The 13,599-nt window shown below is 42.4% G+C and carries 11 protein-coding genes; all 11 read right to left on the minus strand.

Features of this window, described 5'->3' with window-relative positions; all coding sequences use genetic code 11:
- Window positions 1–3 precede the first annotated feature (3 nt).
- A complete protein-coding gene (locus tag QM968_RS04655) occupies window positions 4–651 on the minus strand; it encodes a hypothetical protein (RefSeq protein WP_009731520.1) in 648 nt (215 codons plus the stop codon).
- 55 nt (window positions 652–706) lie between these two features.
- Window positions 707–3,805: an SNF2-related protein gene (locus tag QM968_RS04660; protein ID WP_414382631.1), complete on the minus strand. Its 3,099-nt coding sequence runs from the start codon at window positions 3,803–3,805 to the stop codon at window positions 707–709.
- Window positions 3,806–4,148: 343 nt separating this feature from the next.
- Window positions 4,149–4,490 carry a hypothetical protein gene (locus tag QM968_RS04665; protein WP_009731522.1) on the minus strand — a complete coding sequence of 114 codons (342 nt, stop codon included), beginning with the start codon at window positions 4,488–4,490 and terminating at the stop codon, window positions 4,149–4,151.
- A gap of 273 nt (window positions 4,491–4,763) precedes the next feature.
- Complete coding sequence (der, locus tag QM968_RS04670) at window positions 4,764–6,074, minus strand: ribosome biogenesis GTPase Der (protein ID WP_003005632.1); 1,311 nt, start codon at window positions 6,072–6,074, stop codon at window positions 4,764–4,766.
- Between the two features lie 57 nt (window positions 6,075–6,131).
- Window positions 6,132–6,845, minus strand: a complete 714-nt coding sequence (locus QM968_RS04675) for a nitroreductase family protein (protein WP_414382634.1) — start codon at window positions 6,843–6,845, stop codon at window positions 6,132–6,134.
- Window positions 6,842–7,741: a primosomal protein DnaI gene (dnaI, locus tag QM968_RS04680; protein ID WP_414382637.1), complete on the minus strand. Its 900-nt coding sequence runs from the start codon at window positions 7,739–7,741 to the stop codon at window positions 6,842–6,844. Before dnaI ends, QM968_RS04675 begins: the two co-directional genes overlap by 4 nt.
- On the minus strand, window positions 7,742–8,920 hold the full coding sequence (locus tag QM968_RS04685) for a DNA helicase (RefSeq protein WP_414382640.1): 1,179 nt from the start codon (window positions 8,918–8,920) through the stop codon (window positions 7,742–7,744).
- Window positions 8,921–9,394 carry a transcriptional regulator NrdR gene (nrdR, locus tag QM968_RS04690; RefSeq protein WP_003005476.1) on the minus strand — a complete coding sequence of 158 codons (474 nt, stop codon included), beginning with the start codon at window positions 9,392–9,394 and terminating at the stop codon, window positions 8,921–8,923. It abuts the gene before it with no gap.
- A 166-nt stretch (window positions 9,395–9,560) separates the two neighbouring features.
- Entirely contained in the window at window positions 9,561–10,373 is an 813-nt protein-coding gene (locus QM968_RS04695) for an endonuclease/exonuclease/phosphatase family protein (RefSeq protein WP_414325957.1), read from the minus strand.
- Window positions 10,374–10,457: 84 nt separating this feature from the next.
- A complete protein-coding gene (locus tag QM968_RS04700; RefSeq protein WP_414382643.1) occupies window positions 10,458–12,653 on the minus strand; it encodes a PTS transporter subunit IIBC in 2,196 nt (731 codons plus the stop codon).
- A gap of 241 nt (window positions 12,654–12,894) precedes the next feature.
- Window positions 12,895–13,593: a response regulator transcription factor gene (locus tag QM968_RS04705; protein ID WP_414382646.1), complete on the minus strand. Its 699-nt coding sequence runs from the start codon at window positions 13,591–13,593 to the stop codon at window positions 12,895–12,897.
- Window positions 13,594–13,599: the final 6 nt, after the last annotated feature.

Raw genomic sequence — 13,599 nt, forward strand, 5'->3', positions numbered from 1 at the left:
TCCTTATTCTTGATCTAGATGGGTTAAATCCAATTCTTGTTTGATCGGCTGTGGTTTCAGCTTGTGTTGGTCTTTATTATAAATTTGACTGGTCTTCAAGAAATCATAATTATTTTTCTTTTCGGTAGGTTCTACTACTGTTTCTCCTACAGGTTCCAGCTCAGCCAGAATCAACTGATCCTGACGCAAGCGTTTGCTATATTTCAACAATTCGCCCGGGTTTTCCTTTTGGAAAGGTGCTGTTGGCTGACCAGGTTTCCGTTCTGAAATAAATGGTTTCTTCCGCTTGTTTGTGGTGATCGCTGGATCTGTTGTCAAATAAGGCGCCGTGCGTTTCTTTTTCAGATCTTCACGCGCGCGCTCTCTTGCTTCTTCTGCATAACGATTGGCAGGACTTTTTTTATCAATCGGCTCTTTAAAATCAGGTTTTCTTACTGGCCGTCTTTTGGGTAGGGACTCTTCTAGAGGTTGATGGTAAGGGTGCTTGGGCTTGGTATTTTCAGCAATGGGTTGCCATTCCAAATAATTTTTATCCACATATTCGCCTGTAATATTACTAATCAAGTCTGAATCATCGTACAGGTTCATATGGGGCATCTCCGTTAACATCAACTCATTATCCCCTACCTGAGGAAAATATTTTTCTGTCATGTTTTCTTCCTTTCGACACTCCATTAATTATAAACTATTCACAGAATTTTTCAAGTTATTCCGACTGAATTCCTAGAATCTCGCGAATTTCCTCTACGGATAGGCTAGATCTTGTTTCCGTTCCATCAAGAATCGTTGAAACCAGATGGCGTTTTGAAACTTGGAGCTCTTGAATTTTTTCTTCGATAGTCCCACGGGTAATCATGCGGTAGACTTCAACATTTTGTTCTTGTCCCATTCGATGGGCCCGGCCAATCGCTTGTTCTTCTACAGCAGGATTCCACCACAAATCGACTAAGATAACGGTATCGGCACCAGTGAGGTTCAATCCAACCCCACCAGCCTTCAGTGAAATGAGAAAAGCATGGCGCTCTCCTGCATTAAAGGCATTGGTCATTTCTTGACGATCTTTTGCGGGAGTAGAACCCGTGATTTTAAAGGAGGTCATGCCGAGCTGGTCAATCTCCTTCTCCAGAATATCTAACATGCCTCTGAATTGGGAGAAGATCAAGACCCGATGGTCTCCATCCTGGATTTGAACCAGAAGGTCACGAAGACTCTCCAACTTCCCACTGTCTCCTTGATAGTCTTCCATAAAGAGGGCTGGGGTATCACAGATTTGGCGAAGGCGCATGAGACCGGAGAGGATCTCCACCTTGCTTCGATTTAATTCTTCCTCGCTAGAGCTTCGAACCCGATCTTGAATTTGCTTTAATTGGGCTAAATAGATGGTTTTTTGGCTTTCGTCCAACTCATTGTGATAGATGGTTTCAATCAAGTCTGGTAATTCTTGAAGGACCTCTGTTTTTTTCCGTCTCATGACAAAGGGTTTTACAAAACGGGCAATGGTCTCAGGGCTTAATTTTTGAAATTCTTTTTTAGCAGGAAATAGACCAGGAAGCACAATTTGGAAAATGGACCAAAGTTCTCCAACATGGTTCTCAATGGGTGTGCCAGAAAGAGCAAATACATGTGGCACATCAAAACCACGTAAGTGTTGAGCAATCTTGGTTTGGGCATTTTTCATGACCTGAGCTTCATCCAAGATCAAGTATTCATATTGATTTTTTTGGTATTCCTCTACATCCTGACGGAAAGAGGCATAGCTTGTAATGACCACTTGGGGATTGGTTGCAATGAGTTCATCTCGATGTTGCTTGAGGCCGTAAACAACTGCCACTTCCATCTGAGGAGCGAACTTTGCAAATTCCTGTTTCCAGTTGTAGATGAGACTAGATGGCGCTAGAATCAAGATTTTGGTTTCAGTCTGGGCTACACTCGTTAGAAATGAAATAGTCTGCAGGGTTTTTCCAAGCCCCATATCGTCGGCTAAAATGCCCCCAAAACCATAATGATTCAGCATGGAGAACCATTTGACCCCTGTCTCTTGGTAATCCCTTAGGGTCGCTTGGATCGCTAGCTGAGGAAGCTGGTATGCTTCCGGATGGGTCAGATCATGAGCCAAATTCCTAAATTCTTCAGAAAAATGAACATTTTCTTGATCTGCTAACAAATCAGATAGCTGGTAAGCTGCAATTCGACGGGTCTGCAATTTGCCACCCTTCTTCATCTTAGCCCTTAGATCAGCCAAGGCCCGACTAATTTTCTTAGTTTCTTCATCAAAAACAAGGACTTTTCCGGTATGGCTGACAAAGTAGTCTTCTTGCTCTACTAGAGCTTTTAGGACCTGGTCGACCTCAGCTGGGTCTATACTTTCAAAATCAAAGCCAATCTCCAGTAAACTGCCATTGGTTTTGACATCAATTTTGGGACGTTCCACTTGATAAAGATCCAAGAGACTATCGGATAAGGTAACCTCTCCTAAAGTTTCAAAAGTCGGAATCTGTTGGTGAAAGAAAGGATAGATCTGCTCACTTGCTAACGGGCTTCTTTGAGAAGAAAAGTCATCTGTAAAGCCTGCTGCCAGCATAGTCGAAAAGACCTCTTGTTCCTTATCGAAATCACTGGAATAGGGAAGGTTTAGCAGTTCCTCGCGCGTAGTAACCGTACGATCCTGGTATTGAAAGACTACATCCAGTAAGACAGTCTGGTCCTGCGCTAAATCAAAATGGAATGCTGGAGTGAAATCGTGGATTAAAAAGCTCGTCGGAGCTGTTATTTTCCCCAGTTTTTTAAATTCTTTTAAACTATAGGAAAGCTTGGTCTGGTCTGTTGGATCAAAGTGCAGGCGTTTTTTGCGGTCCTGATCCATCGGCAGGTCTTGGATGGCCTTCCATAAGGTGCGCTGTTGGGGCGTCAGATGATAGAAGACACCATTTCGAAACAGATAAGTAGCAGAATCGACAACCTTTATTTGAGGCTCAGTAATGATCAATTCGTAAAAATCATCATGGTCTTCTACCTGAAAATGAAAGAGATCTTCCTCCCCATGGACGTCCTGGAAATAGACTTCAGAAAAATCATACAAGCTATATTGCAGGAGGAAAGAATCCAAATTCATCAGTAATTCTACAGCTTCTTCAAAGAGAGTCGGTGGGAAATAGAGATGGCGACCAGCATTGGGGAAGAAATCTTGCTCTTTTGAAGCACTATCTGTGATCAAGCCTTGTAGGAAATTGATCACATCCTGACTAGCACTATCAAATTCTAGGTAAGAAATGGGTTCATAATAACTTTTGCCAATGGCATAATGGCCTTCTTTTTGAAGGGTCTGCAAAAAGGCAAGGACATCTCTGATCACATAGGAGCGCTCATCTGGTAAGCGACGGATGCGAAGGGTCCAAAGAAATTGACCCGAATAATCGTCTTCATGTCCAACGGCTGATAAGACATAGCGAGTTTCTTTTTTCTCAATTTTTGGAAGCACCTGGTCTAAAAACAAACTTCCAAAGGAGACTTTCTCCTGGGTTTCTTCTGTCGCAGTAGCATCTTCCTCAAGACTCGTAAGAGCAGCCTTCCCACTGTCATCATTCTTCAAAAAAGCCTCTACAGCTGCCAAATGTGTACAGAATTTTTTCTTTTGAAAGAAAGCACAGCTACAAAAAACTGCATCGTCATCCAAACTGTAACGCAAGCTTTCTTCTTCCACCCGAAAATACAGGTATTTTTCTTTTACTTCCTGAAGGGAAACTTTCCCAGCTTCATAGAGAAGGCTCCCTTGTGAACGAACCTTCCCAGGAATTAATTTTGCCATCTTTACCACCTTAGATTAATCCCTTTATTATACCATATTTCAAAGTATAGTTAAAATTAATGCCATAAAACTTATTAAAATAGGCGTTTTCGAACCATCTACTATTCAATGATACCCCTTAAAGCTTTCTCAAAGTTCCTAAAAAGTTCACAAAAAAATACCCCATAGGGTATCTATCAATTTACGAGTTCAGCAGGCAAGATCTAGCAAGCCTCACCCGGTGCTTTTTTACTTCAAAAGTGGTAGGCTACCGCGCACCAATGGGTGCTCGATGTCCTACCACCTAGTTAGATTATACCATAACACGACTACTTTTTTATGCTCCACGTCTATACATTTTTTACTAGTCATCCACTTGATCTTGCGAATTGCCTTTTATTAAGGCATTCCCGATGGTTATGTACAATTTTCCCAAGCACAAAAATTTGACGAAAGACCAAAAAATCCCAAAGACAGCTAACCCTTTCACCAATAGAGAGTAATAACTTTCTTTGACAATCTCTCCATAAAATGTCATGGATGATGCCATGATCACCCATCCCCAAATGATGAGAACGAGGGAGGCCCCATAAAGGATGGCCAAGCCCCAAAAGACCAAAGCATTTTTTAAAAATTTCCTCATGATACGCACAAGTGCCAATAAGCATAACAAAGAAACAAACAGTAGTAATTCCGTATTCGACATTGCTTCCCTTCCTTTTTTATTCATTAAAGCATACTAGGCTTTTTCTTCTAATTAGTTAGTCTTTCAGATATTCATATAAAAAAGGACCCTTATTGTCTCTTGCAGTTGACAAAGAGTCCTCTTTAGTTCTTTTTCACAGTTAGCATGATCCATTCATCCCCTTTTCCAAAGGACGCATGGTAGCTTCTTGGCGTCTTGACTTTCTAACTGTAAAGTGAAGGATGGCAAGACCAGTAAATAGTCTACTACTCTTAGTTTTCTTAGGCACTCATCCTACTTCCGTTTTCGCGCAATCAAATGGATCGGGGTTCCTTCAAAGACAAAAGCTTTCCGAATCTGGTTTTCCAAGAAACGAAGATAAGAGAAGTGCATGAGTTCTTCTTCATTGACAAAGACAACAAAGGTTGGCGGCTTGGTTGCCACTTGGGTCGCATAGAATATCTTGAGACGTTTTCCTTTATCTGTTGGTGTCGGATTGATGGCAATGGCATCCATAATCACATCATTCAAGACAGCTGAAGGAATCCGCGTATTTTGACTCTCGCTAATCTGTTTGATCATCTCTGGCAACTTATGCAAGCGTTGTTTGGTAAGTGCTGACACAAAGACAATCGGAGCATAAGAAAGGTATTGGAATTGGTCACGAATATCATCTTCCCACTGCTTCATGGTATGGTTGTCTTTTTCAATGGTATCCCATTTGTTAACAACAATGATCATACCTTTACCAGCTTCATGGGCAAATCCAGCAATCCGCTTATCATACTCGCGAATTCCTTCTTCGGCATTAATGACCATCAAGACCACATCTGAACGGTCGATGGCCCGCATAGCACGCATGACAGAATATTTCTCAGTGTTTTCATAGATTTTACCAGACTTGCGCATACCAGCTGTATCAATCATGGTGAATTCTTGGCCATCTGCATCGGTAAAATGGGTATCGATGGCATCCCGTGTGGTTCCAGCTACTGGGCTAGCAATCACACGATCTTCTCCAAGAATGGCATTGATCAAGCTTGATTTCCCAACATTCGGGCGGCCAATCAAGCTAAATTTGATGATATCTGGATTTTCTTCTTCTGTTTCATTCGGGAGATTTTCGATGATAGCATCGAGCACATCCCCGGTTCCAATCCCGTGAACAGAGGATACCGGTAGTGGCTCACCCAGTCCTAAGGCATAAAAGTCATAGATATCATTGCGCATCTCTGGGTTATCCACCTTGTTGACAGCCAGAATAACTGGTTTATGTGTCTTATACAAGATACGAGTGACATATTCATCTGCATCGGTGATCCCTTCTTTTCCAGAAACAACAAAGACGATCACATCTGCTTCGTCCATGGCGATTTCTGCTTGATGCTTAATTTGCTCCATAAATGGGGCATCTACGTCATCAATTCCCCCTGTATCAATGATACTAAATTTCCGATTCAACCACTCAGCTGTTGCATAAATACGGTCACGAGTGACTCCTTCTACATCCTCAACGATGGAAATCCGCTCACCGGCAATCCGGTTAAAGAGTGTAGATTTTCCGACATTGGGACGGCCTACAATCGCAATAGTTGGTAGGGCCATGATTTCCTCTTTTCTAATGAAAGGCGAGACTTCAGTTCAAGAACGCCTCTCTTCATTTCATAATAGTTTGTGTTTTTCTAGTAGTTTTTTGGTCTCTTCTTGTTCAGGTTGACCAAATTGAGCTGCAAGGCGCTCGCTCCAGCTATCTGTTGCACGCGCTCCAGCATAATCTGCCTGAACCTTGTCATAGTCAGTCACAACCGATAGGTCTTGTTCTTGGTATTCTTCTTCAAAAGCAACCTGTTCCAATGGCAAACGTGGTTTCACCGCATGTTGCTGATTAGGTACTCCAAGAGCAATCCCAAAAACAGGATAGGTATAATCTGGCAGACGGAAAAGTTCTGAGACTTCTTCTGAACAGTAGCGCAACATGCCGATAATGACTCCACCATAGCCGAGACTTTCAGCTGCTAATAGCGTATTTTGAGCTGCTAGAGCCGCGTCCACTGAGGTGATCAGTAAGTTGTCCACCCCTTCAGGATGGAAATCCTGCTCATGAAGTTTGACAGCTTTTTCAGCACGGTTTAAATCCCCAACAAAGAGGAGAAATACGGCTGATTGGCGAATCGCTTCTTGAGGAAGCAAGTCGTAGAGAGCTTCTTTCTTTTCCTTGCTCTTCACCACAATCACAGAATAAGATTGAAAGTTTTTCCAACTTGATGCCATTTGACCAGCTGATAAGATTTCCTTGAGATCGGCTTCTTTAATCGGTTCTTCCTTAAAGCGGCGAACAGAAAAATGAGACTGCATTAAACGGATGGTATCATTCATCGACGATTCACTCCTTCCAAGTGGATTTCCTTAGCTAAAAATTTCACGCGCTCCATCACGCGTTTGGCCTGCCAGGTTTCATCACCATTGCGTGATGTTGCAAAATGGCGCTCCAATTCTTCAAAATTAAAATTAGAGGTGAAGAAGGTTGGAAGATTTTCCTGCATCCGATGTTGCAAGATCACCTGCAAGATTTCATCTCGAACCCAGGCTGACATCTGCTCCGCCCCAATGTCATCAAGAATCAAAATTTCGGCTTTTTTTACTTGATCTACGGTTTCCTTGACCAAGCCCGAACTAATGGCATTTTTGACATCGATGGCAAAACTTGGGAAATGAAGTAGGGTGGTAGAGGCCTGGCGTTTTTCTGATAAATCATGGGCCAAAGCCGCCATCATGTAGCTCTTTCCTACTCCAAAATCACCATAGAGGTAGATCCCTTTTTGATAGTCAGGGTAGTGGGCAACAAAATTGGCCAACTCCTCAAAGGCCACAAATCGTCCCTTATCATCGAGCTCTACCTTTGCTAGACTCGCTTCTTTCAAGGTTGAAGGGAGATTGATCAAGTTGAGACGTTGGTTGATCGCAGCCCGTTTTTGGGCTTCGATTAACTCTGGTGTCTCCTCATAGGCCACATCTGCATAGCCTTCATTCATGGTTAAAATCGGTTTATAGCCTTTGGCAATATAATCCGGATCAGCAAGCAAAAAACGGTTTCGCTCGCTAATGTATTGATTAAATTTTGAAATACTCCGTCGAATTTCTTGCTCAGACAAAGACTGGTCTTTGATAAAGGCAGCAACTTCTTGGTCTGCCAAGATCTGTGCGACCAAATCCTCATAGTTGAATTGGCGGGCACGATTCATGTGAGACAGGGTTTGACCTACACTTTCCATCTACTCACCTCCTTGATTTAATTTTTCTAATAGGCGTTGTTTCTCTTTTGCAAGATCCACTTTTTCTTTTTGACTAGTTTGATTTTGATAGTGCGGTTGGCTCCACTTAGGAACATTGCTTGTCTTACCTTTGGCAGGAGCAGTTGTTGTCCCCTTATTTCCTTGAGACTTAGCCTGTTCCTGACGTTCTCGGACTTTTAAAATCGCCATTTCTGCACTGTTGACCCCTTGGTAAGAAAAGTCATTTCCCACTTTCAAAGCATACTTTTCATTGAGATTAGCTGACTGGGTTTTATTAAAGGTCAGCAACAAGATGATATTGATCACTTCATCCAGTAAGCCTAGATCCGCTAACTTAGAAAGGGTCTTGCGTTCGCTCTGCGTAATGGTCGCCTTGCGGGCCTTCTTTATCTCCGCCAAGAATTGCAGGCTAGATTTTTGCTTGGCTTCCCTCAAGATGGTTTCTTCCTGACGGCTATAGGACAGGCGTGGTTGTTCCTGATTAGCTTGGGCTAGCTTTTGCTTCATTCTTTTTGGAGAAATGGTGCGGTCTACTGCCGTTTCTTTTGCTAAGAGATAGGTTTCATACCAGGTCCATTGTTGCTCCTCTGCAATGGCAAAAAGGGCCAGAGTCGCTTCCCCTTCATCCGCAAAACGAAGACCGTCTCGGCCCATCATGCGTTTAAACATGTCCATATCAAACTGCTGTTTTTTACTGGCAACAACTGTCACCTCACCAGCATCTAGTCCAAATACTTGAGAAAAGGACACTTGCCGTCTAGTTCCTAAAGAGCGTGCTGGCAGCAGCTCTTCCACTGCCTTCTCTCCAATCTTTCTTTCAAGCAAGCGTTTATAGACGGCATTTGAAAAAAATTGCTCTGCTTCAAGGGGGGCATGCATCTGGATAGTGAGACCATCTTCCTCCTCAAAGAGATCAATCAAGCCCATGGCAATCAAGCGATCAAAAGCCAATAACAATTGAGGGAATCCCATATCGATGTGGTTTAGAATCTGTGCAAGCAAATGTTGCTTTTCACCTTGATCATACGATGCCAGCAAATAGCGATACACCGTTACTGTTTCCATCTCCAAAATAGGCAGGTAATACTGCTCCAAAGCAGCCCCTGCCGGCGGAAGAATATTATTTTTTAAAAATACAAAAGGAGTATTGGGCTTCATCTATTTTTCCTTTTTCTTCTTGGTTCCTTTCGTAATTTGCTTCAAGAGCGTCTCTAACTCACCGACATCCTTGAAACTCCGGTAAACACTGGCAAAACGAACATAGGTAATCTCATCCAGATCTGCTAACTCATCCATGACCAAAGAACCAATATACTCACTGTTAATTTCATTATCACTTTGGCTACGAACCTTTTGTTCAATCCGGTTTACAATTTCTTCGATTTCATCACTCGATACAGGACGTTTTTGAGCCGAACGGATAATGCCATTAAAGATCTTATCACGAGAAAATTGCTCGCGCGTTCCATCCTTTTTGACAACCACTAGCGTTCGTTCTTCTACTCTTTCGTAGGTAGTAAAGCGATAATGGCATTCTTCGCATTCACGACGACGACGTATGGTGTTCCCGTCTTCAGCTTGTCGACTATCCACCACACTAGACTTACTTCCACCACATTTTGGACAACGCATTTGCTACCTCCTTGAACTGTTTTAACACTTCATTTTACCATAAAATCAATCGTAAAGAAAGCAGAAGAACAAGAGAAGCTCCGATGGCAACCTCTAATGTAAAAATTAAAAAAGAGTCGACGAACGATTCGAACAAAATCGTTTTCCTATCGACTCTCAATTCATTTTAAAGTGATAATTCTGCTTCTAAACCATAGTGATCACTGACATGTGGTTTGTTTTGACCGTCAAAAATGACGTGAAGACGCTCGATCTCCCATTCCGGACTTGCAAAGACATAATCGATCCGCAATGGTATTTGATTGTCCGTCCAGCCATCGATACCAGGACCTACCGTATAGGTGCCCTTGGTTTCTTTGGCTTCAATAAAGCTATCTTGTAGCTCTAGAGAACTTGATAAAATGGTTTCATAGCCTTCTTGACCAGCAGGATTATTGAAATCGCCAGCTAGAATAAAGGGGTTGCCTACTTGGCTAAAATACTGCTCAATCCGTGGCCACTCAAATTGGAAACCTTTGTCCCACCAAGAAAGATGGACACTAGCAACAGCGATCTCTTTTCCATCCACACTCGTGTGAGCAACAGCCACCCGACGGGTATGGTAGTCTGTTGGATCGTCCATATTAGAGACCAAAATCTCATCTGCCTTTAATGGTTGACGTGAAAGAACAGCTACCCCTTCATTAAGGTGATCATAGCCAATATGGTTGTAAGCCCAAGTCCAGTAATAGTGAAGACCTTGAGCAGCCAACTCCTCAACCAATACGCGAACAAAGTGATCCTTGTGAATAGCTACGGAAGATGGCAAGGCTTGATAATACTCGTCGGTTGCAATTTCCTCTGTAGCCATCTCTTGGTTGACTTCTTGAAAGCAAATCACATCGTATTGAGCTTCTAAAATTTGCTCTTTGAGAGTCTCAAACTTTTGCTGAGCATTCTCCTCCATCCAACTATGGGAATTTAATGTTAAAAATTTCATCCCCTGATTTCTCCTTTTACTTAAAACAAGAAACGGCAAGAGGTCGGGTGCACTGCCCCAACCTCATTTTCTTTGCCGTAGTCTTTATAATTCTACTGTTGCAACTGGAGCATTGGCTGCCAATTTGCCTGTATGTTCGACCTTAACTGATTTAATGGCATCTGCATTTGTGAAAACAACAACTGTAGATGTTTCACGACCTGCTTCACGAATCGCATCAAGATCTGCTTCTACTAAAAGGTCTCCTGCAGCCACTGTTTGGCCTTCAGATACTTTAACCTCAAATGGTTTTCCTTCTAGACTAACAGTATCTAGACCAATGTGAACCAAGACTTCCAAACCATTATCTGTCAACAAACCAAGGGCATGTTTAGTTGGGAAGACGCTCGTAATTTTACCAGCCACTGGTGAAACGATATGACCATTTTCAGGCTCAACTGCAAATCCATCTCCCATCATTTTTTGTGAGAAGACTGGGTCTTTCACATCTTCAATATTGATGACTTGACCATCCGCAACTGAGTGAACTTCATCCGTCACACCTTTGAAGGTTGCTTCCGCTTTTTGAACAGCTGTCATTTGACTAGGAAGTGTTTCAGGAATGACTTCACCTGAGTCAAGTACGTCTTGGATGTCTGATTTCAAGACGTCTGCTTTTGGACCGTAGATGGCTTGAACCCCTTGTCCTTTCATGACAAGACCCATTGCACCTTCAGCTTTCCATTGTTCTTCTGTTCCAACTTTTTCTGCGTCTTTCACAGTCACACGGAGACGAGTCATACATGCGTCAACATCTACGATATTGGCACGTCCACCAAGAAGGTTGATGATGTTGATGACTTGTGAGCTAGCTGAGCTAGTAGCCGTACCAGATGCTTCACCTTCTCCTGAAGCTGCATCATCATTTTGCTCGTAGTTACCATTGCGTCCTGGAGTCGCATAGTTGAATTTCTTAATCATGAAGTTGGCAATGAAGTACATGATACATCCAAAGAGGACAGTTACCCATACAAAGTTAAAGATATCTAATGCCAAACCAGCGTTGATGGCCATTGGGGTACGTGTCAAGAATTCGATTGAACCGAATGAGTGGACACGAAGGTTAACCAAGTCAGCCATTGCAAAGGCAGCTCCTTGAACAAAGGCATAGATTAGGTATAAAGGTGTTGCAATGAACATGAACATGTATTCAATTGGTTCTGTAACACCTGTCAAGAAGGTTGCAAGAGCAGTTGCAACAAGCATCCCTTTGTATTTTTCTTTTTTATCTGGGTCCACATTGCGGTAGATAGCCACCACAATCCCCATCAAGATACCAAATGATCCAATCATTTGACCAACTTTGAAACGAGCTGGTACGTATGCATGAAGCAAGTGTTGGTATTGGCTAGGATCTGCCTTCTTCAAGTTAACAAGGTCTGTTACCCAAGCTAACCAAAGTGGATCTTGTCCAAATACAGTTGTTCCTTTAGCAGCTCCCGTAAGAACTTGGTAGCTACCACCCAATTGAGTGTAGTTGATTGGAATGGTCAACATATGGTGAAGACCAAATGGCAAGAGAAGACGTTCCAAGGTACCAAACAAGAATGGTGCCAATACTGGAGCAGTGGATTGTGAGTTGGCAATCCAAACACCAAATCCGTTAATTCCTGATTGAACAGCTGGCCACAAAATTGAAAGTAGCAAAGCTGCTAGAGTAGAACGGATGATAACAATGAATGGTACAAAGCGTTTTCCGTTAAAGAAGGAAAGAGCTTCTGGAAGTTTACGGTAGTTGTAGTATTTATTGAAGGCAGTCGCTCCAACAAAACCAGAGATAATCCCTACAAAGACACCCATATTCAGAGCAGGAGCTTCAAGGACACTAATGAAATAATCCGCAACTTTAACAGAACCACCTAAAATTGTGTGAACGGTAGCTTCTTTATCAGCCAACATTGCAGATGTCACTCCAAAAACGGCACCTGTAATACGGTTAATTAAGATGAAAGAGAGACCAGCAGCAAAGGCACCCCCTGCACGTTCCTTGGCCCAGCTACCACCGATAGCGAGTGCAAACAGGATGTGAAGGTTTCCGATAACCCCCCAACCGATTTGTTCGAGAATCCCACCTGTAATAACAAGTGGAGATAAATTCGGGTTGATCATAGGGATTGATTTCCCGATTGAAATCATCAACCCAGCCGCTGGCATTACAGCGATAACGACCATCAAGGCCTTACCGAACTTCTGCCAGAATTCAAAGCTAAATAAACTTTTGAATGATCCTTTGTTCATCATTCAACCTCCTTATATTGTTTAAGGCTTTGTTTTTAAGAAAACGTTTGCGCTTAATTTGATTCTAGTATACCATATTTTTCAAAAATGTAAAGCCTTACATAACATTTTTCTTGAATTTTTTCTCTTTATATTAAATTTCAAACACAAAATCTTTCTCAATCTTTCTTTTTTCGATAATTTTTAACGCAAACGATTTCTTTGAAACATAAAAACATTCGAACCCTTTAAGGATTCGAATGTTTCATTCTAGTTCGTCTTGCATGGCATAGCCAATCCCACGAACGGTCTTAATATAGCTCTTTTGTCCTGGGAGATCTATTTTCCCACGAAGATAACGGATATAGACGTCGACAATATTGGTCTCCCCCTTACTCTCGTACTTCCAAACGCTCTCTAGCAATTGCTCACGAGTCACCACTCCCTTGTTTCCCATCAGAGTCGCTAGAAGATCGTATTCTCTTCGCGTCAGACTAATCATGTCTTTTCCTCGATAGACGGTGTGGTGTTCGACATCGATCCGCAAATTCCGATAAGAGGTTGGAATTTTCATCTGGCTACAGTGTTGGTCAATATAATCACGACCTCTAAATATAGCTGTGATTTTATCGACTAAATCACTGATCACAAAGGGTTTGACCATATAGGAAACGGCAAACCGCTCAATACTCTCTTCGTGTTCTGCAATCTTTTCCCGACTATCCAAAACAATCAAAACCGAAGCAGGGCGAATCTGACCGATTTCTTGAGCAAAGGCTTCACCAGACATGTCTGACAAATCATAATTGAACAAGATCAGATCATATTTGGTGGTAGCAATCAAGGTCAGACCCGTTTTCCCATCCTCGACCACATCAACTTGATAGCCTTCTTTTTGAAGTTCCAAATTAATGAAGCGAGCGATTTGCTTCTCATTTTCTACTAGTAGGACTCGTTTGACCATAAGCCA

The sequence above is a fragment of the Streptococcus sp. OMI870 genome, from assembly GCF_047460295.1.
Lineage (GTDB): Bacteria > Bacillota > Bacilli > Lactobacillales > Streptococcaceae > Streptococcus.

Excerpts from the sequence above, each read along its gene's own strand:
- QM968_RS04700 (WP_414382643.1), bottom strand. The coding sequence starts at position 12,653 with ATGATGAACAAAGGATCATTCAAAAGTTTATTTAGCTTTGAATTCTGG.
- QM968_RS04685 (WP_414382640.1), bottom strand. The coding sequence starts at position 8,920 with ATGAAGCCCAATACTCCTTTTGTATTTTTAAAAAATAATATTCTTCCG.
- QM968_RS04655 (WP_009731520.1), bottom strand. The coding sequence starts at position 651 with ATGACAGAAAAATATTTTCCTCAGGTAGGGGATAATGAGTTGATGTTA.
- QM968_RS04705 (WP_414382646.1), bottom strand. The coding sequence starts at position 13,593 with ATGGTCAAACGAGTCCTACTAGTAGAAAATGAGAAGCAAATCGCTCGC.
- dnaI (WP_414382637.1), bottom strand. The coding sequence starts at position 7,741 with ATGGAAAGTGTAGGTCAAACCCTGTCTCACATGAATCGTGCCCGCCAA.
- QM968_RS04660 (WP_414382631.1), bottom strand. The coding sequence starts at position 3,805 with ATGGCAAAATTAATTCCTGGGAAGGTTCGTTCACAAGGGAGCCTTCTC.
- QM968_RS04695 (WP_414325957.1), bottom strand. The coding sequence starts at position 10,373 with ATGAAATTTTTAACATTAAATTCCCATAGTTGGATGGAGGAGAATGCT.
- nrdR (WP_003005476.1), bottom strand. The coding sequence starts at position 9,394 with ATGCGTTGTCCAAAATGTGGTGGAAGTAAGTCTAGTGTGGTGGATAGT.
- QM968_RS04675 (WP_414382634.1), bottom strand. The coding sequence starts at position 6,845 with ATGAATGATACCATCCGTTTAATGCAGTCTCATTTTTCTGTTCGCCGC.
- QM968_RS04665 (WP_009731522.1), bottom strand. The coding sequence starts at position 4,490 with ATGTCGAATACGGAATTACTACTGTTTGTTTCTTTGTTATGCTTATTG.
- der (WP_003005632.1), bottom strand. The coding sequence starts at position 6,074 with ATGGCCCTACCAACTATTGCGATTGTAGGCCGTCCCAATGTCGGAAAA.